22 protein-coding genes are annotated in these 20511 nt (G+C 49.5%); 3 read left to right on the forward strand and 19 right to left on the reverse strand.

Features of this window, described 5'->3' with window-relative positions; translation table 11 throughout:
- The first annotated feature begins 239 nt into the window (after nt 1–239).
- A complete protein-coding gene (locus tag M0Q40_06640) occupies nt 240–1328 on the forward strand; it encodes a LysM peptidoglycan-binding domain-containing protein (GenBank protein ID MCK9222286.1) in 1089 nt (362 codons plus the stop codon).
- Nucleotides 1329–1371: 43 nt separating this feature from the next.
- On the opposite strand, the gene M0Q40_06645 is transcribed toward M0Q40_06640, so the two are convergent.
- From M0Q40_06645 to M0Q40_06705, 13 genes are all read right to left on the reverse strand, one after another.
- On the reverse strand, nt 1372–1863 hold the full coding sequence (locus M0Q40_06645) for a DivIVA domain-containing protein (protein MCK9222287.1): 492 nt from the start codon (nt 1861–1863) through the stop codon (nt 1372–1374).
- A gap of 25 nt (nt 1864–1888) precedes the next feature.
- Nucleotides 1889–2635, reverse strand: a complete 747-nt coding sequence (locus tag M0Q40_06650) for a YlmH/Sll1252 family protein (protein ID MCK9222288.1) — start codon at nt 2633–2635, stop codon at nt 1889–1891.
- 10 nt (nt 2636–2645) lie between these two features.
- A complete protein-coding gene (locus M0Q40_06655; GenBank protein MCK9222289.1) occupies nt 2646–2900 on the reverse strand; it encodes a YggT family protein in 255 nt (84 codons plus the stop codon).
- Nucleotides 2901–2903: 3 nt separating this feature from the next.
- Nucleotides 2904–3716, reverse strand: coding sequence for a pyrroline-5-carboxylate reductase (proC, locus tag M0Q40_06660; GenBank protein ID MCK9222290.1), 813 nt, complete (start codon nt 3714–3716; stop codon nt 2904–2906).
- Nucleotides 3717–3730: 14 nt separating this feature from the next.
- Nucleotides 3731–4141 carry a cell division protein SepF gene (locus tag M0Q40_06665; GenBank protein MCK9222291.1) on the reverse strand — a complete coding sequence of 137 codons (411 nt, stop codon included), beginning with the start codon at nt 4139–4141 and terminating at the stop codon, nt 3731–3733.
- Between the two features lie 4 nt (nt 4142–4145).
- Complete coding sequence (locus M0Q40_06670) at nt 4146–4835, reverse strand: YggS family pyridoxal phosphate-dependent enzyme (protein MCK9222292.1); 690 nt, start codon at nt 4833–4835, stop codon at nt 4146–4148.
- Nucleotides 4836–4855: 20 nt separating this feature from the next.
- Entirely contained in the window at nt 4856–5983 is a 1128-nt protein-coding gene (locus tag M0Q40_06675; protein ID MCK9222293.1) for a hypothetical protein, read from the reverse strand.
- Between the two features lie 11 nt (nt 5984–5994).
- Entirely contained in the window at nt 5995–6618 is a 624-nt protein-coding gene (locus M0Q40_06680; GenBank protein MCK9222294.1) for a LysE family translocator, read from the reverse strand.
- 11 nt (nt 6619–6629) lie between these two features.
- The gene (locus tag M0Q40_06685; GenBank protein ID MCK9222295.1) at nt 6630–7433 is read right to left on the reverse strand and encodes an undecaprenyl-diphosphate phosphatase; all 804 of its coding nucleotides are present in this window, start codon (nt 7431–7433) and stop codon (nt 6630–6632) included.
- An 86-nt stretch (nt 7434–7519) separates the two neighbouring features.
- Complete coding sequence (locus M0Q40_06690; GenBank protein MCK9222296.1) at nt 7520–8731, reverse strand: MFS transporter; 1212 nt, start codon at nt 8729–8731, stop codon at nt 7520–7522.
- Between the two features lie 129 nt (nt 8732–8860).
- Nucleotides 8861–10033 (reverse strand): glycine C-acetyltransferase, encoded by a 1173-nt coding sequence (locus M0Q40_06695; GenBank protein MCK9222297.1) that lies wholly within the window; start codon nt 10031–10033, stop codon nt 8861–8863.
- Nucleotides 10034–10044: 11 nt separating this feature from the next.
- Nucleotides 10045–11070 carry an L-threonine 3-dehydrogenase gene (tdh, locus tag M0Q40_06700; GenBank protein ID MCK9222298.1) on the reverse strand — a complete coding sequence of 342 codons (1026 nt, stop codon included), beginning with the start codon at nt 11068–11070 and terminating at the stop codon, nt 10045–10047.
- Nucleotides 11071–11122: 52 nt separating this feature from the next.
- Nucleotides 11123–11794 carry a GntR family transcriptional regulator gene (locus M0Q40_06705; protein MCK9222299.1) on the reverse strand — a complete coding sequence of 224 codons (672 nt, stop codon included), beginning with the start codon at nt 11792–11794 and terminating at the stop codon, nt 11123–11125.
- A gap of 382 nt (nt 11795–12176) precedes the next feature.
- On the opposite strand from M0Q40_06705, the gene M0Q40_06710 reads away from it, so the two are divergent.
- Nucleotides 12177–13679 (forward strand): phage tail protein, encoded by a 1503-nt coding sequence (locus tag M0Q40_06710; GenBank protein MCK9222300.1) that lies wholly within the window; start codon nt 12177–12179, stop codon nt 13677–13679.
- 1 nt (nt 13680) lies between these two features.
- Here the strand turns inward: M0Q40_06710 and M0Q40_06715 are convergent, their stop codons facing one another.
- On the reverse strand, nt 13681–14610 hold the full coding sequence (locus M0Q40_06715) for a Na/Pi symporter (protein MCK9222301.1): 930 nt from the start codon (nt 14608–14610) through the stop codon (nt 13681–13683).
- 122 nt (nt 14611–14732) lie between these two features.
- On the opposite strand from M0Q40_06715, the gene M0Q40_06720 reads away from it, so the two are divergent.
- Complete coding sequence (locus tag M0Q40_06720) at nt 14733–15185, forward strand: DMT family transporter (GenBank protein MCK9222302.1); 453 nt, start codon at nt 14733–14735, stop codon at nt 15183–15185.
- On the opposite strand, the gene feoB is transcribed toward M0Q40_06720, so the two are convergent.
- From feoB to M0Q40_06745, 5 genes are all read right to left on the reverse strand, one after another.
- Nucleotides 15186–17015: a ferrous iron transport protein B gene (feoB, locus tag M0Q40_06725; protein ID MCK9222303.1), complete on the reverse strand. Its 1830-nt coding sequence runs from the start codon at nt 17013–17015 to the stop codon at nt 15186–15188.
- Nucleotides 16951–17250, reverse strand: coding sequence for a ferrous iron transport protein A (locus M0Q40_06730; protein MCK9222304.1), 300 nt, complete (start codon nt 17248–17250; stop codon nt 16951–16953). Before M0Q40_06730 ends, feoB begins: the two co-directional genes overlap by 65 nt.
- Nucleotides 17251–17412: 162 nt before the next feature.
- Entirely contained in the window at nt 17413–17631 is a 219-nt protein-coding gene (locus tag M0Q40_06735) for a YlzJ-like family protein (GenBank protein ID MCK9222305.1), read from the reverse strand.
- A gap of 14 nt (nt 17632–17645) precedes the next feature.
- Nucleotides 17646–18374 carry an ATP-dependent Clp protease proteolytic subunit gene (locus M0Q40_06740; protein MCK9222306.1) on the reverse strand — a complete coding sequence of 243 codons (729 nt, stop codon included), beginning with the start codon at nt 18372–18374 and terminating at the stop codon, nt 17646–17648.
- A gap of 206 nt (nt 18375–18580) precedes the next feature.
- A complete protein-coding gene (locus tag M0Q40_06745) occupies nt 18581–20254 on the reverse strand; it encodes a ribonuclease J (protein ID MCK9222307.1) in 1674 nt (557 codons plus the stop codon).
- Nucleotides 20255–20511 lie beyond the last annotated feature (257 nt).

Raw genomic sequence — 20511 nt, forward strand, 5'->3', positions numbered from 1 at the left:
CTGATCATATTTTTCTGCTATGCGAAAATGCCGTATTCATGGGATCGTCTTGGGGTAAACACATTTTTGCCCCAAGAGCAAATCCCGTTACAATGCCTACTTCCAAACATCGCAAATAGCTCGGGCTATCTGAGAGTAAGTTCTACCTAATCTAGTATTGTTTTCCTAGAACCCCGGGGATTGTCGTTCAATACAATATACTGCACAGTCAAGGACATTTTCTAAAAGGAAGTGATCATATGCCATGTCCTTCTGGTTCTTTTAGTTATCCGGTAATGAGAGGAGATACACTATTTTTTATCGCCCAGCGCTACGGGACTACCGTCTCGGCGATTCTTGCCATTAACCCGCAGATCACAAACCCGGACTTAATCTTCCCCGGCGAGCTTATCTGTGTGCCAACCCGTCCCCCATTTCCACCGGCACCGTGCCCAACGGGCAGTTTCCAGTACACGATCCAACTAGGTGACACCCTTTTCTTCATCGCCCAAAGGTATGGGACCACCGTGGCAGCCATTGTTGCCCTTAATCCCCAGATTACCAATCCCAATTTCATTATACAAGGCCAAGTCATTTGCGTACCGGCAACACCTCCGGCGCCGGTGATGTGCCCGGCTAACGCTTTTTCCTATGCGGTCATCCAGGGTGATACCCTGTTCTTCATCGCCCAACGCTACGGCACCACGGTGTCCGCAATTCTCGCTATCAATCCGCAGATTGTAAATCCGAATATTATCTTCCCCGGCCAAGTGATCTGCGTACCAGCAAGAATCACCGTTCCCCCTCCCCCACCACCGGTATGTGGACCTAATACCTTTGCTTACCTTGTCAAACGGGGAGATACCCTCTTTGGTATCGCCATCACCTACGGAACAACGGTAGCACAGATTCTAAACATTAACCCCCAGATTACCGATCCAGACCTAATTTTCCCAGGACAAGTGATCTGCGTGCCCGCTACCCCACCGGCTCCACCCCCTTGTCCTAGTGACAGCTTCTCCCTTGCCGTTAGGGCAGGAGACACTCTGTTTGTCATCGCCCAGCGATACGGTACCACCGTAGGGGACATCTTAGCCATTAATCCGCAAATTACGAATCCAAACCTTATCTTCGCTGGTCAGATTATCTGCATGCCTCAACAGCCACCCCTACCCCCTGGAGGCTGTGGGATTAATAGTTACCCCTATCCAGTGCAATTGGGTGATAACCTAAACCTAATTGCCTTCAACTATGGTACTACGGTAAGTGAAATCCTGACCGTTAACCCCCAGATCACAGACCCGGCCCAGATTGTACCTGGCCAGGTCATCTGCATTCCTATCGCATAGAAGTAGCTAGGGAAGCAACAGCTTCCCTAGCCCTAAGCAATGTTCACTCATCGGCTGCCGCTGCTGCCTGCTTCTTTGAGTCAAAATCAGCCAGTGCCTCGGCGCCACGCAAAAGCTCTAAAAAGCTATACAGATAGGTCTCCATTTGGGACCGAAAAACCTGTTCTTTTTCAATCAACTGCTTTAGTGCCAGTTTCTGCTCCGCCAGCTTTGCCTCCGCCTCCCGCTGAATCTGCGCCGCCTCAAGCTGCGCACTTTCCAGAACGCTTCGCGCCTGCTTTTCGGTAGACTCCTGCAGGGCCTTGGCATTCAGCTTCGCAGTGGTAAGAATGTCTTGAATAGAGTCCTGAAGCCTACTATAGGAGGCAAGCTGTTGCTCAAGCTCCGATATCTTTGTGCGCAATCTCTGGTTCTCTTCATAAACCTGACTATATTCAAGAACCACTCGTTCAAGAAACTGATCAACCATCTCAACATCGTAGCCCCGAAATACTCGCTTGAATTTGGCCTCATGAATATCCTTTGGAGTCAGCATCCACTCACCTCCTCCCACACACCTGTTATGACCTCGTTCGCATCAGTCGCAGATGCACCCGTCCTTTGCGACTGGTTCCGCCAATCTCCTCTACTACAACCCTACCTTTACCGCGGTAGGAGATCACATCTTTCTCCTTAATCGATTGGGCCGGATCATCTTCCACCTGCCAGTTCACCTTGACTCTTTCCGACTTGATCTCTTTGGCCATCTTGCTGCGGGACACACCAAACCCGGTGCTGGCCACCGCATCAAGTCTTAGGGAGGCCACAGTACCTCTAATCTCTTTTAGCTTTTGGGTACCAACATCCAGCATATCCGGATCAATCCGCACCACCTCAACGGGGAAACTACCCACCCGGGTGAGGTTAAGAGTAATAAAGTCCGCAACTTCTGGCACCACCAATACATGACACTTATTATGACCGGGCAACAAATCACCCAAACGATCAATTTTCAAGCCCAGGGCAGTGAGCGAACCTAAAAAATCCCGATGAGTCAACGTCCCGTCCCACTTCCCGGTAATCTCAACTGCCCCGATGGGCTCATCGAAGCTATCCGCGGAAAGATAGTCGGGATAGACTACTAAACGTTGCCTTTCCGCACCCGGGTAGCCTCCAAAAAACCGGTACACAATACCTCGGATACTTCTTGCTACGGCCTCGGCCTCATCCTGGGCTGCCGGATCCAAAAACCCCGTAGCCATGGCCTTATTATTGTTGTACGCCTGTTCTGCAAGATCTCGAATTCTTGCCTCCAAATCCTGTGGCATGAACTCCCTCCTACATCAAAGAATACCACAAAGTCCTTTCAATAAAAGAAAGGATAAGCAACGCAATCACTGGGGAAAAGTCAATCATACCGGTTCTTGGCATGATCCGTCGAATAGGGGCAAGAACCGGCTCAGTAAGCTGAAACAAAGCATCAATTAATCGGTTGTTTCTATCAACAGGTATCCAGGAGATAAGCACCCTGATGAAAATCAGTATTTGATAAACGCGCACTAACCTTGCTGTCCAGTAGACAATTGTCTTCATCCTTTATCCATCTCCCCTGGCCAGTTCTTTGGAGCGGGCGGTGGCGCTTAAGACAGCCTCGATAAGAGCAGACCGAAAACCCCGTTCTTCAAGTATCCGCAGGCCCGCCGCGGTTGTTCCAGCTGGTGAAGTAACTTGATCCTTTAACACCCCAGGATGCTGCCCGGTTTCCTCTAGAAGGCGGGCGGAACCAATCACGGTCTGTAATGTAAGTCTGCGGGCCACATCGCGCGATAGTCCTGCGGCAACTCCACCCTCAATCAAAGCCTCGATCAGTAAAAAGACATAGGCCGGCCCACTACCACTAAGTCCGGTCACCGCATCAATTAAGTCTTCCGAAACAAAGACACATTCGCCTAAAGCCCCAAGGAGCTTGGCCACCTTCCGTTGTTCCTCTTTTGTCACCGATTGTTCGGGGGCAATAGCACTGATGCCCTGTCCAATCAGAGCCGGTGTATTGGGCATTACCCGCACAAGGGCCGCTGGTAGACAACTCTTTAGCATCTGTATGCTGATTCCTGCAGCAATGGATATGACCAGCTGCTCCTCCTTGACCAACGGTGCCAGCTCCCCTAAAAGATCCGGTATATCCTTTGGTTTTACCGCCAGGACCAAGATCGTCCCAAAGGAACAGGCAAAGGCTAAATCAGTGGTAGTCTGGATACCCAGTTGTGCCACTTCGGCCCGCTTTGCTTCCAGCTTCTCGACAACTAGGATCTGTTCCTCAGGAAACAGCTTTGCGGATAGAACACCACTAAGCAGGGCCTTTCCCATATTTCCTGCTCCGAACACCACCAAGCGTTCACCCTCTAACATTGTCCTTGTCCTCCTCACAACATGGGTTCCCAAAATTCGGGACTTACTTCGGCATCAAGATGTAATTCTGTCTCTACCGTGACCGAACGGGGAACGCACAGAAAAATAGCCTCCCCTAGCCTTTTGAAATCACCATCCAAGGCATAGGTCGTTCCTCCGAGAAAATCTACGATGCGTTTGGCCAACTGTTTTCCCGCAGCTCCAAGGCGGATGATCACCGGATAACCATTCTTTAGATGATCAGCGATCGCCTGGACTTCATCAAAGGTTTGGGGCTCCATAATTATGATCTTCCATTCTTTTACCTTAGATATCTCCACCAATTGACCTCGCTTCACCTTGGAATTCTCCTTTTTATCTTGAACGGCGTCTTTTTCGGCAGATTGATCATCCTGTAATCCTAGAAAGCTTAACACCTTATCCATAAAACTATGCCCCATTTTCACACCTCTTTTGGAAAACCGCGGTCCCAATGCGCACCATGTTCGAGCCCTCTTCCACCGCTACCGCATAATCCCCACTCATCCCCATAGACAAATACTCCATAGGAAACCCTTGGGATTCAATTTTCTCCTTGAGCAAGCGCATCTGGCGAAAGAAAGGACGGACCTGTTCTGGATCATCTACATAGGGACAGATGGTCATCAGACCAGCCACTTTAATGTGGTCAAGGTCACTTAGGGAACTTACCAGAGCAAGAGCTTCTTCGGGTTTTACCCCATACTTAGTCTTTTCACCGCTAATATTCACCTGGACCAAGACCTCGACCACCTTATCCTTTTTTACAGCACTCCTGGATAGTACCCTCCCAAGGCGAAGACTATCTACCGAATGGATCAGCTCGAATAAATCCAGGGCCAAATCCGCTTTGTTTGTTTGCAGGTGTCCAATCATGTGTCGACGGACAGGTTCGACTTGGGGAAACTTACGGCGCGCCTCTTGTACCCGGTTTTCACCGATATCAGTGACTCCCTGGGCGATGGCTTGATTGATCGCAGCAGCCTCCACTGATTTAGTCACTGCCACCAAGGTGACATCCTGGTAAGACCTACCGCTAACGGCAGCTGCTTCAGCAATATTCCTACGAATCTGTTCAATATTCCTTGCGATGAAATCCAACGTCTAAACCCCTACCTAACTTATTTCAACTGCACATGATTTCCAGGGGCCACACCGCTTATGACCGCCTGCCTTCCATCATTATACAATAAATCCACGGGCCTGAATACCGGGCCGGTCTCTGTGCTTACGTAAACACCCACCTGCTCACCCGCTCTCACCAAGGCTTTTTGGGGCACAATTGAACCGGTATAGACCTCGATTACAATTTCTGCCGGCTCCCAGATCATGGTCACAAATTCAGGTAAGAACCGTTTAGTCTCTAGCATCACTCCAGCAGTTGTCGCACTCTCTACAACCTTACAGACCACAGCTTCCACACTGGTTCCAAGGTGCGGCCAGTTTACCGTCACCTGTTTGCCTAGCGGTAAGGCGCTTAGATCCTCCACCGGGATAAATAGGTAAAAACTGAAATTATCTACAACACGAAAGATGGGCTCGCCCCGCTTGACTTGCTTATCTTCAGTGCTAGACCAGCGCACCCCTTCTAAGGTTTTTGGATTTAACTGGCCCATGTCGTTAAGACCTAAAAGATCTAGGGGCTCCCCTAAGATAATGTTAAAGCTGACCAAACCAGCCCCATCTACCCGGACCAGACTAATACTCGCGGATAGTTCATCGAAGATCCCCTGTAGCTTAACAGTAAGCCCCTGTAGTTCCCTATCCCTAGCCCCACGCAGACTCTCGATTTCAGAACGCAATGCTTCCCCTTGACTGGGATCCTTAAGACCTAAAAGCTCATTCTGTTTTTGGTTGATCAGTTGATTATATTCTGTCTCGATCCGGTTGATCTCTTGGCGGGTCTTATTCAGTGTCTGCGCCAGGCCTTCCTCCTGCTCACCCTTTAGCTCACAAACGATCCCGTTAGCGGCCACCCGCTGCCCTTCTTGCACAAGTGCAGTCAATAAGCCCCCTCTGGGCGCGTAGTAGGTGGTTTCCTGGCGTATGGCATAGGTGTTTGCGGCAATCTTAAACGACAGACTTCCAGATAGCACCTCAGCGGTTTTCGTGCCAATTCCTCCGCCAATTAGCGTAGAGAGAGCCTTAATTAGAATGATCACTAAGACCCCCAAAAGAATCAGGCGCAGACGGGGCATTTTCGGTGCTTTGCCCCTTTTTTCTCTAAGATATGTAATTTTCTCTGCCATAGTACCACCCACTAAATGAAAAGGCCTTCAATGATAAAATAGCCACCAAGAACAACTAGGGCAAAACCACAGAATAGTTGGATACCCCGCAGCAGTCCCGGAGTGAGGCGGTCTTTGCCAAGACTTAAGGCCACACCGACAAACCCATACCACAAGTAATCCGAAAGGATATGACCTAATCCAAAGGCCACCACCGCCAATATGCCGCCAACGGTCAAGGCCTCCATAATACCTTTAACGCCAAGGGTAGCCCACCACACGATCCAATGGGGGTTTGTGATACTCAGTAAGGCCCCCAGCCACACCGGATTAGTGCGCCTGGAATGTACACTCCCCTTTAGTTCCAGTTCAAAAGACGAGCTAAAAAGACCATAGCTCATCCACAAAAGGATACCCCCACCGATCACGCTGATGATCCGAAACATTGATCCACTCTGTAATAACGGTCCAATTCCCAGCACCAATCCGAAAATCATCGCCACTTCACAAAGGGCGTGACCGCAGATCAGCAAGGGGGCTGCCCAAATACCCCGCTGAGTGGTCTCACTTATGGTAACGGTAAAAAGTGGGCCGGGCACAATGGCCCCGGACAGACCCACAATGAATGAACCAACGAAGATAAGCAAAATCTCCATAACGTTTTTCCTTATTTGATCCCGAGGAGGACTAAAGCACTTAAGAGCCATAGATACAAGGAGAAGTAAATTAGCCGACCCCGGTTTAGCACTTCCATCAGTATCTTAATAGCAATAAACCCAAAAACTGCTGCACTAATGGTTCCCACTATCACTGGCACTATGGCCTCACTGGTAATCGAGACAGAAAACAACTCCAGCACCGTGGCTCCAAGTACTGCGGGAATAGCTAGAAGAAAGGAGAATCTAGCCGCGGTGGGTCGATCCAACCCGCGAAACAGGGAAGCCCCAATGGTGGTTCCTGACCGCGAAAGGCCCGGTACTAATGCGCAGGCTTGACCGGTACCAATAACCAAAGCATCCAGTGCAGTTACTTGCCCTAACTGTTTACCCTTACTACCAAGCCTGCCGCTAATGGCAAGAATAACCCCCGTGATACCAAGCATCAATCCCACAGTCTTAGTAGAACCAAACAGAAGCTCCAACTTTGATTTAAAAACAAGTCCCAATACCGCGGCTGGCACTGAGCCCAGGATCAACAGCCAAACCAAGTTCAGATACATCTGATCATGGGAGTTGAGTCGCCGCCGGCCTATAAAAAGTACCACTGATCGGATCATGGCCGCAATATCCTGCCAAAAAACGACAACCACAGCGATCAAGGTGCCAAAGTGTAACATTACCTCTAGAAACAGACCAGGCCCTTCCACGCCCAAGAAATGTCCTGCCAACACCAGATGACCTGACGAACTGACTGGCAAAAACTCTGTTAGACCTTGAACAATTCCCATAATTACTGCTTTAAAGATGGTCATAGCATATCCGCAAAAACGCGGCGTTCCCCCTTCGGCTATCGTTAGCATGATTATAGCATAGATTGAAGCTTTACGCCCAGTTTTTGCTAGGAGAAAGTATGCCTCGCCTGGTCCATGGGTTCGTCTGCTTCATAGTCTCTTTCATCGACCCTCAGGGATCTAATCAGGCCAAGGGTACCACAGGCAAATACAATAGAAATGATCAGGTACGGCAGGCCAACTACGGTACTAGAACCGCCAATTCCCGCCAGAAGCGCGCCAACACAATATCCACCCAGCTGAATTACCTCATTGAAGCCCGTTGCCTTGCCTCTGTCTTGGCTCAGGGAAATGTTATATACTACACAGTTTGTATATGTGAGGGCAATGATCATTCCTAAGCTAGTTAACGCTAGAATGCTTATTGGGAGCGAGACGGGAAGGAGGAACGCAAGCAAAAACACGATTGCTCCCAAAAGTGTAGCTTTAATTAGCGGCAATGTCTCATAGTGCCAGAAGTGGTGTTTGGATAGGAATACAAAACATGCGGTCCGGGCAACTCCTATGCAGCCAATCATAAGACTTGTGCCCACAGAAGTAAGCAGAAGTCTTTGTGCTGCAATCCGTGGAAAGATGCTAACGATCATTCCCAAAGCTAGCCATGCACAAAAATTGGCCAATTGCGCGTAACCTACATAATGCAAGATCCTTTGATCTTTGTCCTTCCTTAGATCCTCTTCTTCCTGGGCCAACTCGGCTACTTGTACCTCGGGTAGATTTTTGGCCAAAAGGGCAATCATCACGGCAAAAATCCCAGATACCACAAAGGGAATACCCAGTCCCACCCGAAGAAGAGAACCGGCTAGTAAATTGCCTAGAAGTTGACCCACACTCCATTTGAGATTGTAGCGACCAACGGTAACAATGATCTGATTAGTATCCCCTTGATACAGATCACCCATCCAAGCTTGCACCGCGGGCCAAAATAAGGCGTTGGCAAACCCAATGCCGCCAACCAAGAAGAAAGTGAGCACCAGGGAAGTACAAAAACCCATAAGTAAGTAAAGAACGATCAAACAGATACACGAAATGAGGATGGATCTTCTCCGACCGATCCGGTCGGAGAAGGGTCCAAAAACGGCGCACCCCAAGACACAGGGTAGTCGATGTAGTAGTCCAATCATGCCCATCTGGAAGGCACTTCCACCCCGATACATAACCAAAAGAGGTAACGCAAGCATTACAATACCAATTCCAAAATCCATCAAAAACGCAAGCCAAGTAATTCGCCTATTGGAAACAGGCGCAGAAACCCCCATATACCCCACCCTCCTACCCCGGACCTTTCGTCCGTCACTGACTCAACTTCTATAATTGTGCGGGAGCCTTAGCATCGGTTTAGAAAGACTCGGTCATTACTCTTGTTCTAACTCATCCCCTTATTGTCTTTAGATTAAACCCAATTGGGTACCTGCCCGTTTAAAGGCTGCAATTCCATAGTCGAGATCCTCTTGGGAATGAGCAGCCGATACCATCACCCGAATCCGGGCCTTACCCTGGGGAACCGTCGGATAGACAATGGCTTGGGCAAAGACTGCCTCCTGGGCGAAAAGTTGTTCGCTTAAGGCCTGGGCTAGAGCCGATTCTCCAAGCATCACTGGCGTAATCGGTGTTTCCGTCTGTCCAAGGGTAAATCCTGCTTCTTGAATCTGCTGCTGGAAGTAACGGGCGTTATCCCATAGTCTGCTTACCAACTCATCGCTTGCGTCAAGGATTTCCACAGCCTTTTGGCAGGCAGCCACATCAGCACTGGTCAAGGCTGAGGAGAACAGAAATGGCCGGGCCCTCTGTTTAAGATAATCAATAAGCAACTTACTTCCAGCCACAAAACCGCCAACGACACCAAAGGCCTTAGACAGGGTGCCCACCTCTACATCAATTTGCCCGTGCAACCCGAAATGATCGACTATCCCCCGGCCATGGCTACCTAAGACCCCCTCACCATGGGCATCATCCACCATGGTTATGGCGCCGTATTGCTTAGCCAACCGGGCAATTTCTGGTAGGGGTGCAATATCCCCATCCATACTAAACACTCCGTCGGTAATGACCAGAACCTTACGTCCCTGGTTCTCCCCCAATAGTTTTTCAAGGGCAGCCATATCACGATGGGGATACACATAAACTGTAGCCCGGCTCAATCGGCATCCATCGATGATGCTAGCATGATTTAAAGCATCACTTATAATCACATCTTCCTTTCCCACCAACGCAGGAATAACAGCTAGGTTTGCATTGAATCCCGACTGAAAGGATAAGACTGCTTCGGTCTTCTTAAAATGGGCTAACTGCTCCTCTAGTCGCTGATGTAGTGAGTTGGTACCCGCAATGGAACGCACTGCCCCAGGTCCAACACCGAATTCCTCAATGGCTCTTTGTGCCGCTTCCCTAAGTGCCGGATGATTGGCTAATCCTAAGTAATTATTGGAACAAAGATTAAGCATCCTCCGGCCATCAATCTCCACCCACGCTCCTTGGGCCCCCTCGATGACCTTAATCCGGTTGTACAGTTTACTGTCCTGCAGAGCCGTAAGGTGCTCCTGCAAAAATGATAGGCTCATAGTCCTCCCCCTTAACTAATTTCTAAGGTAACTTTACCACATGTTCCTTCAGCCATAAGCTGCATGCCCCTCTCCCATTCAGAGAAGGGTAACCGATGGGTAACCAAAGACTGTAAATCAAATCCAGATAACACTAGTTTTTCCATCATATACCAGTTATCAAAAACGCGCCGGCCGTTAATCCCCAGGACTGTTAGCTGCTTGAAGATAACCTCCGCTAAATCAAGACTCACTTCTTTGCCGGGAATACCCAACAGGGATATTCCCCCACCAGGCCTAACCGCCGAAATACCAGACCGAATCGCCGATTCACTCCCGGACATTTCCAGGAAAATGTCAACCCCCTGCCCTGCAGTAGCCTCTAAGGCCTTTTTTGCCACGTCCACATCCTGGGGGTTGAATACATGAGTAGCGCCAGCCTTTTTGGCTAGCCCTCGACGATACTCATTAGTCTCCACCGCGATAATCGGATAAGAACCAAACCATTTAGCAAGCATTACGCACATTACCCCAATGGGTCCGCATCCTGCCACCAGAACGCTCCTGCCTCCTAGGTTCCAGGACATACTAGCATGCACCGCATTACCAAAGGGATCAAATACGCTACCTAGGCAAGGATCCATCTCGGGGTGCAGTTTCCAAATGTTTTGCTCCGGGAGCACAACATAATCCGCAAAGCATCCATCCCGATCCACCCCGATAATCTGTGCTTGGCGACAGATATGTTTCTGGCCCGTATGACATTGATAGCACTGCCCGCACCAAATATGTCCTTCCGCGGATACCCAGTCACCCTCCTGTACATTCCGGACACCCTCACCTAAGCCGGCCACTTGCCCACTTAACTCATGCCCGATGGTCAACGGTGGCTTGATCCGTCCCTGGGCCCAATTATCCCATTTATATATATGTAGATCCGTACCACAGATCGATGCGTACCTAACTTGAATTAACACTTCGCCAACACCGGGAGTTGGTATTGGCTTTTCCACCATCTCCAGGCCCTGACCTGCCTTTGTTTTGACCAAAGCACGCATTTTCGTATCCTCCTTGCGTTCAACTTGTATACAAGATTTGTTAAAAAAACCATTAGACGTTACCTAACTGCTTAGCCATAAACAGCATGGCATCCACCATTCTCTCAACATGCTTTGACATTAGATTTCCTGCCTTTTCAGCATCACCTTCTAGCATGGTTTCGAAGATCTTGGCATGATCCTCATACATCACCACAGTGCTATCTGGCACTAGGTTAATGTAAGTCCGGTAAGACTTCTCACACAAAGGATCCACGAGGGTAATCAGCACTTGCTCCAATCGGCGATTGCCTGAAACAGTGATTAATTCCTCATGCCATTTCCGTTCTAATATATAGAACTGATCTACCTCTGAATCGTCGATAGCTTTGGCCATTTTGCTCAATAGATCCGCCAATCCAGCTTTTCGTTCCTCGATAAGGTTAACGGTGGCGGCCCGGACACTATAGGCTTCTAGCACTTGGCGAATCCTAGTCACTTCCACGGCATCGGTAAAGTTTGCCGTGCGGACCAAAGCCCCCTTTTTCGGTAGGTTGCTAACCAATTGGTCCTGCTCTAACCGCTGGAGGGCATCCCGTACCGGCGTACGGCTGACCCCATAGTCCTCTGCTAGTCTTCCTTGGCTCAATAGGGTACCAGGGGCAATCTCACAGGCGATAATACGCTTTTTAAGATCGGCATATATGTGTTCAGAATATAGTCCACTGTTTTGGGACCTGCTCATAATCTTTCTTAACACCCTTTATCTATTGTTGATGCGCTCCACATATTCAATGTACGACATCCTGTGCCTAATCTCCTGCAAGCCAGAGCAAAGAACTCCCTGAGCTTGTTTTAGTCCAGTTTTTCCCTCACCAAATACATTATCTATACATCATATGCACGAGAGTACACCAAGGTCTTCCCTGGCCTGTGGCTGTAGTTTGGAAAACTATAGGACACGCCAGCATGGTTTTAGTTGTTCCAACGAAATGTCCCGTGGTAAGATGTAATTATTAGAGTAGTAAGAGCAGGCTATAGATAGCCAAGCTCAAGAAGGAGGGAACCGACCAAGCGCTACTTTCGGACTAGTCCCGGCTTTGAAGTAGTCGATGTCGGCATAAGTCATGTCAACAAAGGGATTCTTGACTGAAGTGGGCCAAGCTAAGGTGGCCCGAGCGAAGGCCCTAGGCCAAAACATATATCTGTGGCAGATGACGGTTAGTAGTAGAACACCGGATGGGATGCAAGAACACTACCGGGCCACAATACATCAGCTCAAACTGGAGAAGGGCCGGGTTACGGCTCGATTCGTCCTTCCTTCGGGGGTTGGGGATTGGAGGATCGATCAGGTGGGATTGCTGGATCGGGATGGCGATCTGCTTGCTCTGCAGAGTCTTCCGTTCTCTAAACACAAAGACACGGAACTACCCATTGAGATGACTTTAGAGACCGAGTGTCCCTCACCATTCTTGCTGGGGAGTTCGTCCATAGAACAAAGTATTTGGGACACCCCTATCCTCATCGAAGGGCAAACCATTGGACAGAATCAGCGGGTAGTAGAGCTCTCTTGCGGAACTACCGACAAGATCACTGTGTATGTCAACGGCAAAGAAGAACGGGACTTGGCCATTCTAGGTCCTAGACGTTTCCGGCTCCCTGGGAACTATCCCCCGAACAGTAGAGTCTGGACTATTCAGTCGGCAAGGGAACTGGGCAATAGTCGGATTGTCTCGGAGCATCTTGCTAGTTATACAGGAATCCAATCGGATCCGGCCAAGTGGTCCGGTGATCACGGCTCTAGGGTATATATCCTGCCCCAGGATCAGGTAACAGAGGGCGCCGGGGGAGTCATTAAACTCTTTGGCGATGCCTATCAGAAAAACCAAGACTATCGGGATTTGGGCATCTACTTCTATGCTGATCAAAAAGGCGATAGGGGACAACACGGAAATGGAGTTTTCTGGTTTAATAGCAAGGTAGGCCCGTCAGATTCAAGCCTCTATGGGTACGGTAACCCGGATCTTGGCTTTTCCTTTCAGGATGGTGATCTTGTGGCGGGCAGGATCGTGCGCCTTGGGGGAGGTACTAACCAGGATCGGGCAGTTTGGGTGATTGGCCCCCGACTTGCTTCACTAGCTCTTGGCTCCCACACCATAGGCATGGAGTTTGATCGAAGGGATGTTGCCTTCTGCCGGGGTTTTGGTATAAGGTTCCCCGCGAAGAACAACAAGCTAGAGAACGGGATTCTCGGCAAAGAGGAGGGCATCGAGGTCATTGCTGAGGGGAAAACAGGAGCCTTAATCACTAATCAAGGTATCCAAGAACCCCTTGCCTTTGCCAGAATCTCCTTGACTGATACAAAGCTAGACCTTCTCGGCAAACGGGTCGTCCGCGTCAGTGCCCCAACTCCTGTGGTAATCACAGACCTGTGCGGCATCCCAGGACAAGTGGTCACTTTAGTCTTTACCGATGGAAACGTGGGGATTAGTAGTAGCGCTGGTAATATTCACCTACAAGACGCCCAGGACCTGTTAGCCACCAAGGGGATGATTGGGGGCGGGTGCACACTGACCCTTTGTTGTTGTGATGATTCCTGGTATGAAGTCTCCCGCAGTGTTAACTCCTAGCTCACTTAGGCACCACTCGTTGGGTAACTAAAACAAGCCCCGGTAAAGCGGGTATAGTCACCAGGACTGTAAGCAGGTTAAACAGGAAATGGAAGTTGGCTATTTGAACCGGTAGCTGGCTTGATGTTGTCTCTATTAGAAGTAACAAGGGTCTTAGAAAGGGCAAAAACACCAAAACACTCCACAGATTGAAGATGGTATGGCCCACGGCAGTCCGCCGGCCTGCTGTTTTCGTGCCAATGGAGGCGATCAAGGCAGTAATACAAGTGCCAATATTACTGCCTAAGACTAATAGGGCCGCGCTAGATAGGCCAAGTACTCCTTCCTTGGCCATAACCATGACAATGCCAATAAAGACACTGCTGCTTTGCAGGATAGAAGTGACCAAGACACCGGTTAGAATCCCAAACAACCTGTTTTTCGATGATACCCGGATAATTGTCTCAATGCATGTCCATTCTCCTAGCGGTGCCACACCGTGGCCAATAGTCTGCATCCCACAAAGGATAAGCCCACAACCAGCTAATACGATCCCTGCGGTATACATAGAACCGTTCCGGTAAGCCAACATTAGGAGTAGACCGACTAGTATAAACCAGATCCCTAGGTTCTCAAAGGGAAGAGCCATCACATACCCGGTGATAGTTGTGCCAATGTTAGCCCCAAGCATGATTGCAAAGGCGTTCTGGAGAGTAACAAGACCAGCCTCGGTCATACTAACCAGCATCACTGTCACGGCACTAGAGCTTTGCATCAGTCCTGTTGCTACAGTGCCCAGCCCTACACCGAGCCATGGATGATCCCCGGCCTTACCTAGCAAGCGCCGGATGGGTCCTTCCGCTCGTAATCTCAAGCCCGTAGACATCACCCGGACCCCTAGGAACAATAGGCTTACACCCATAGCAAAAAACACCACTGTCCGACCGATCATCCCCATCCCTCCCTCAGAACCAATCTTTACAAAGCTTATGCTAAGGTGAGTCACCCTAGAAGGCGGGGGCATAGATTTCGTGGAAAGTCACAAGATAAAATTAAAGAAAAAGGGGAGATAGCATGGATCTAAAAGCAGGTACCTTAGCACTCATCATCGCGGCCAGTTCAGGTGTAGCTATGGCCTTACAGGGCTCGCTAAACTCCGGGCTAGGGAAAGTACACGGGATCTGGCAAGCTACTTTCTATGTACATATTGTGGGGTTAGCCTTTGTCAGCTTGATTCTTTTTTCCTTTGGCTTAGGCAAAGGCAGTATTCTGGCGGTGACCCGGGCCCCTTGGTATCTCTATCTTGGTGGTATTCTGGGTGTAGGTATTGTCTATGCCGTTGTTAGAAGCATTTCCCAAATCGGTGTGGCCGCAGCCACCACGGCAATCATTATTGGGCAGGTCCTGACTGCATCCTTAATCGATCACTTAGGGTTGTTTGGACTAGAACGCCTTCCTTTTACGTGGTACCGAGTGATTGGCACTATTCTCCTTGCCCTTGGCGGATGGCTTCTGTTGAAGAACTAATCAGACTAAGAGCCGTGCCACCAACCCTCCAAGTAACAAGGCGGAAGCAAGGGTACCAATGAAGATGCATACCCCTTGCTTGACCCCCCGTTCTTTGAACAGTACTAGCATCGACGCGATACAGGGAACAAAGAATGTGATCGTAGTTAATGACACTAGCATTTGCTGAGGGGATAAATCTAGGGAGTACAGTCCTGCGGCACCCAGATCCCGCCGCAATAGCCCCATAATGAAAGGCACGGTGGTTTCCTTGGGAAGGAGCAGCCAGCTTACGGTAAGGGGAGCAAATAATCGTTCCAGCCAGGGTAGAAGTCCCATCCACTCTAGGCCCCCAATTAGTAAAGAAGCCGCAAGAAACAGCGGTCCTGCATCCTTGAGAAAGGACACGGATCTAGAAAGAGCCTTCTTCAGGACATTGGAGAACCGGGGCCAGCGCAGCGGCGGCAGGTCAATGAAAAGCTGAGTTGAACGACCGGGCAAGAACCACGACAGCAATAACCCGGCCAAGATGAAGACCAAGAGCATTAGCAGCAAGTAAAAAAGCATGGCCCGCAGTCCTAAGGAAGCAAGCATAATCATGATGATCCCCATCTGGGAGGAGCAGGGAATCACAAGACATAGTAAGGCGGTGGCAATGGTCTGTTCCCGCTTGGAGCCAAGGATACGGGTGCTGACTAAGGCCATAGTCACACATCCAAAGCCAAGAAGCAAAGGGATGACGGCCTTGCCGTTAAGCCCAATCTTGTTTAGACCTCGATCGGCTAGAACTGCCACCCGAGGTAGATACCCAGAATCCTCTAAAAAGCCCACTGATAGATGAAAACCAAGGACCAACGGCAAGAGCAGACCAAAAAGATAGGTCACCGCCATGGTCAAAGCCCCAAAGGGGCCAACCAAAAGCTGGGCGAATATTGACGCCTGAGGCAGCATTCGGCTAACTAACGATGAGATCCAAGGCTCATAGACCCCTTGGAAGAGCCCTTCTTCCAGAAAACCGACCAAAAGCTGGGCCACTAAAACCCCAACAATGAAGTACAGGATAACCATGATCAGAATGAATAAGGGAAACCCTGTCAATGGCTGGGTTAGTAAACGTTCGAGCCACCTCCTCTCCTTTTTCCGGTCAGGCAGTTTGCGGACACACTGCTCTACAATCCAGTCCGCCCGCCTACGCCGGGCACCATAGATCCTTTCCCTGATCTTTGGGTAGACGTTGTACTTTCTCGTTAGCTCAGGATCGTTCTCCAAGACCAATAAAGCTTCCCTAGGACTGCCTATGGCCGCATGTTCCCTATGGAGATGGACAAGCTGGGATCTAAGCCAGGGATCGACCAAGCCTCTGCGGGGATGTCTAATCGCATCCTTAAGCTTGTCTAGCCCCTGACCCCGGACTGCTACCATAGGGATAACAGGGACACCAAGTAACGTCTCCAACTTCTCTATGTCAATTTGCATCCTGCACTTTTGTAGCTCATCCATCATGTTTAGGGCCACAACCATGGGCAAACCCAGATCGATCAACTGTAGGGTTAGAAAAAGGTCCTTGTGTAACCTCACCCCATCGACTACATTGATGATACAATCGGCCTCGAGGATGATCCTGCGGGCTACCTCTTCTTCGTCGTTGAACATGGAAACGCCGTAAATACCTGGGGTATCGATGAGTAGGTCTTTACCCAAGCGACCCCAATGGACGTCAACTGTTGTACCGGGATAATTGGACACATCAACGTACATTCCGGTTAGGCTATTGAAGACCACAGACTTACCTGCATTGGGGTTTCCCACCAACGCGATCCATCGCTCCTGGGAAAATCTCTTTGGAAGCACGGCCCGCCACCCCCACGAGGTGGACCACCACCTCGATTCCTTGGGCCAAGTCATAACCGATCGCCATGCGCTGCTGGTATCTGGAGACAATTACAGGACCCTTCATAAGTCTGTGCTCACAGTAAATAGTCGCGCCCTCCCCAATACCGAAACGAAGGGCCATATTCCTGATGTGTTCGTCGGGAATACTGATAATACGGTAGCACGTCCCGGGCTTAGTCTCGGCTAAGGTCATCTTCCCAACCTCCGCAACTTACTGATCTAGGTCAGTATATGAGACATCGCCCGTGATGGTCCTTCGGTTGACTTGCATCCCTATAGGAATTCTATGGCGCGGCAGGGGAAAACATGAGCGCGCTTTTAGGAGATTACGCCTAGGCGTTATTGCCTGGGCGACTCACAGCGGACTTGGTGAAATCACCGTCCCTGGTTGTAGCAAGGGATCTAAGTAATGGGAGGGCTCGGTACTAAGTAGCCTTGCAATCTGGGGATGTCCTGATTCATGAACCTGAACCAACATATCTACTCCCCGGTGATTGATTTGGCGCAGTTGGTGACCGGACACCTGATAACTTTCCGGAAAAATCACGTGTTCTGGCATGATCGTATACAGCAACAACATCACTCTCCTTACACTGGCACCGTATTCGCAGGCTCCTGCACAGAGGAAGCATCGATCAGCTCATTGAGCTTATCCATCGCTGAGCGTAGACCCCCTACTGCATCGATTAGTCCGACCTTAACGGCATCTCTACCGATGAGGACGGTCCCCACATCCTGGACTAGGTCACCTGTTCTAAACATTAACTCCCTGAGTTTCTCCTGATCAATATTCGAGTGCTCCGTAATAAACCGGATTACCCGGTCCTGCATCTTGTCCAGATATTCATAGGTTTGGGGTACCCCGATGACAAGTCCCGTTAGGCGAATTGGATGGATAGTGATGGTTGCGGTGTCGGCTATAAAGGAGTAATCAGTGGCCACAGCAATAGGTGCACCGATGGAGTGTCCACCACCCAGAACCAATGAGACTGTGGGCTTGGAAATGCTTTCTAACATCTCGGCAATGGCAAGTCCCGCCTCTATATCTCCACCTACTGTATTTAGAATCACCAGTAAGCCCTTTATGTTCTCATTCTGCTCGATGGCCACAAGTTGAGGTATGACATGCTCGTATTTCGTGGTTTTGTTGTTAGGCGGCAGTACCAGATGGCCTTCGATCTGCCCGACGATGCTTAAACACTGAATCTTACTTGGCATCGTGGGGGGCGGAGAAGGTTGCCCAAACTGGATGATACTTTCCGTTTGCGGACTAGTCCGACCTGGCTCAGGCCCTCTTCCTGGAAGAGTCGGAGGCATTTGGGGTAATCTAGGGCCCGGTTCTGGCTGCAGGGATTGTTTATCAGTCAACGGCAGATACTTCCCTTCTTTGGTGTCTTCACCGCTTAGTATGACACTCCGAGCAGAAATTTATGAAGGGAAGACAATATCAAGCGGAAAAAGCGGTTAGCCTTGGGGATGTTGGAATTAAACCAAACATCCCCAAGGCAAGAGTAATCATGTAGCTAGACTTCCATGATAATCGGGAGAATCATCGGTTTCCGTTTGATGCGACCATAGAGGAATTGAGATAGATCCGACCGCATTTCCTCTTTTATCGGACCCCACTCGAGAATGCCATTTTGGGTGCAGTGATCCATCACATCGCTGGCTCGTTGTCGTACTTCATCTAGCAGTTTTTCCGACTCCCGTACGTAAACAAAGCCCCGGGTGACCACATCAGGTCCGGCAACCACCGTTCCAGTCTGCCGGTTAATAGTAACAACGATCACTAAAATACCGTCTTGGGATAGCTGTTGCCGATCCCGGAGGACAATATTGCCCACATCACCCACACCGAGACCATCAACGTACACGGGATCACACTTCACCTGTCCTGCCTTCTGCAGTGTTCCGTACTCTATCTGCCAGACCTCTCCCTTATCCATAATCACAATATTGTCCGCAGGAATACCTACATCCATGCCTAGTCTCGCATGCCTAAACAACATGCGATGCTCACCGTGAATCGGGAAAAAGTACTTCGGTCGACATAGATTAAGCAATAACTTCAGTTCTTCTTGACTGGCGTGACCCGATACATGTACCCCGGATACCGAGTGGTAAATCACTTCAGCACCCTGTCTAAATAGGTGGTCGATAGTCCTACCAATCATTTTTTCATTACCAGGTATGGGGTTTGCCGAGACCACAACCGTATCCCCTGGATAGATCTCAAGCTGACGATGGTTATTCATAGCCATACGCGTCAAAGCCGACATGGGCTCACCCTGGCTGCCCGTAGTAATAATCGTTAATTGCTGGGGCGGATAATCATCCACCTCATCAATATCGATTAGGACTTCCCCCGGAAGATTAAGGTAACCCAGTCTTTTAGCAATAGTGACCACATTCACCATGGAGCGACCGATCAACCCAATCTTGCGGTCATGTTTAATCGAGGAATCGATCACCTGTTGAATCCTATGGATATTAGAAGCAAAAGTAGCTACTAAAACCCGTCCCTTTGCCCGGCGGAAGATATCGTTAAAAGTCTCCGTAAGTACCCGTTCTGATAAAGTATAGCCAGGCCGTTCTGCGTTAGTGCTGTCGGATAGGACCGCAAGCACACCCCGATCCCCTAGATCCGCCAATCGGTGGAAATCAGTTACCTTACCATCAATTGGAGTCTGGTCAAACTTGAAGTCACTACAATGGATCACCACACCCTCCGGTGTGGTGATTGCCAAAGCAACCACATCGGGAATGCTGTGATTAACATGGATGAACTCCACCGTGAAGCGGTTACCCGCACGTACCTGATCGCCAGCCTTAACACAGACGGTTTTTGTTCCGTCGGCTAGACCAAATTCCACTAATTTGCCTTCCAGCAGGCCTAGGGTCAACCTTGTACCATAAACCGGTACATTTGGAATCTCCCTTAATACATAGGGGACTGCTCCAATATGGTCTTCGTGACCATGAGTCAGAAAAATGCCCCGTAACCTATCTTTGTTCTCTCTTAGATAGGAAATATCTGGAATAACCAAATCAATACCCAACATATCATCATCGGGAAACATTACCCCGGCGTCTACCAAGATCAGATCCTCATCATATTCGTAAACGAACATATTCTTCCCAATCTCGCCAACTCCGCCGAGGGGTATAATCGAGAGCGCACGTTCTCCCCTCGCCATATAAGCACACCTCCACAAAAATCTGCAAATCCATTTTCTGGACGCATCGCACCTAATTTGTACATAGATATATTACTGTTAGTCAAGAACAGGCGGGCGTTCTTGACCGATTAGCTGTCCAAATAAAGAAAGCTAGCCGTCCGAGGATCTTAATGCAATTATACTCGATCATCGCGGAGCTGACAAGGGAAACCCCCTGGTTAATTATTTCCAGAGGTAAAACCCACCACATTTCCATGAAAACTGCAGCCCTAAGA

The sequence above is a fragment of the Limnochordia bacterium genome (genome assembly GCA_023230925.1).
Classification (GTDB): Bacteria; Bacillota; Limnochordia; order DUMW01; family DUMW01; genus JALNWK01.

Excerpts from the sequence above, each read along its gene's own strand:
- M0Q40_06640 (MCK9222286.1), top strand. The coding sequence starts at position 240 with ATGCCATGTCCTTCTGGTTCTTTTAGTTATCCGGTAATGAGAGGAGAT.
- M0Q40_06645 (MCK9222287.1), bottom strand. The coding sequence starts at position 1,863 with ATGCTGACTCCAAAGGATATTCATGAGGCCAAATTCAAGCGAGTATTT.
- M0Q40_06650 (MCK9222288.1), bottom strand. The coding sequence starts at position 2,635 with ATGCCACAGGATTTGGAGGCAAGAATTCGAGATCTTGCAGAACAGGCG.
- M0Q40_06655 (MCK9222289.1), bottom strand. The coding sequence starts at position 2,900 with ATGAAGACAATTGTCTACTGGACAGCAAGGTTAGTGCGCGTTTATCAA.
- proC (MCK9222290.1), bottom strand. The coding sequence starts at position 3,716 with ATGTTAGAGGGTGAACGCTTGGTGGTGTTCGGAGCAGGAAATATGGGA.
- M0Q40_06665 (MCK9222291.1), bottom strand. The coding sequence starts at position 4,141 with ATGGATAAGGTGTTAAGCTTTCTAGGATTACAGGATGATCAATCTGCC.
- M0Q40_06675 (MCK9222293.1), bottom strand. The coding sequence starts at position 5,983 with ATGGCAGAGAAAATTACATATCTTAGAGAAAAAAGGGGCAAAGCACCG.
- M0Q40_06680 (MCK9222294.1), bottom strand. The coding sequence starts at position 6,618 with ATGGAGATTTTGCTTATCTTCGTTGGTTCATTCATTGTGGGTCTGTCC.
- M0Q40_06685 (MCK9222295.1), bottom strand. The coding sequence starts at position 7,433 with ATGACCATCTTTAAAGCAGTAATTATGGGAATTGTTCAAGGTCTAACA.
- M0Q40_06690 (MCK9222296.1), bottom strand. The coding sequence starts at position 8,731 with ATGGGGGTTTCTGCGCCTGTTTCCAATAGGCGAATTACTTGGCTTGCG.
- M0Q40_06695 (MCK9222297.1), bottom strand. The coding sequence starts at position 10,033 with ATGAGCCTATCATTTTTGCAGGAGCACCTTACGGCTCTGCAGGACAGT.
- tdh (MCK9222298.1), bottom strand. The coding sequence starts at position 11,070 with ATGCGTGCTTTGGTCAAAACAAAGGCAGGTCAGGGCCTGGAGATGGTG.
- M0Q40_06705 (MCK9222299.1), bottom strand. The coding sequence starts at position 11,794 with ATGAGCAGGTCCCAAAACAGTGGACTATATTCTGAACACATATATGCC.
- M0Q40_06710 (MCK9222300.1), top strand. The coding sequence starts at position 12,177 with ATGTCAACAAAGGGATTCTTGACTGAAGTGGGCCAAGCTAAGGTGGCC.
- M0Q40_06715 (MCK9222301.1), bottom strand. The coding sequence starts at position 14,610 with ATGATCGGTCGGACAGTGGTGTTTTTTGCTATGGGTGTAAGCCTATTG.
- M0Q40_06720 (MCK9222302.1), top strand. The coding sequence starts at position 14,733 with ATGGATCTAAAAGCAGGTACCTTAGCACTCATCATCGCGGCCAGTTCA.
- M0Q40_06730 (MCK9222304.1), bottom strand. The coding sequence starts at position 17,250 with ATGACCTTAGCCGAGACTAAGCCCGGGACGTGCTACCGTATTATCAGT.
- M0Q40_06740 (MCK9222306.1), bottom strand. The coding sequence starts at position 18,374 with ATGCCTCCGACTCTTCCAGGAAGAGGGCCTGAGCCAGGTCGGACTAGT.
- M0Q40_06745 (MCK9222307.1), bottom strand. The coding sequence starts at position 20,254 with ATGGCGAGGGGAGAACGTGCGCTCTCGATTATACCCCTCGGCGGAGTT.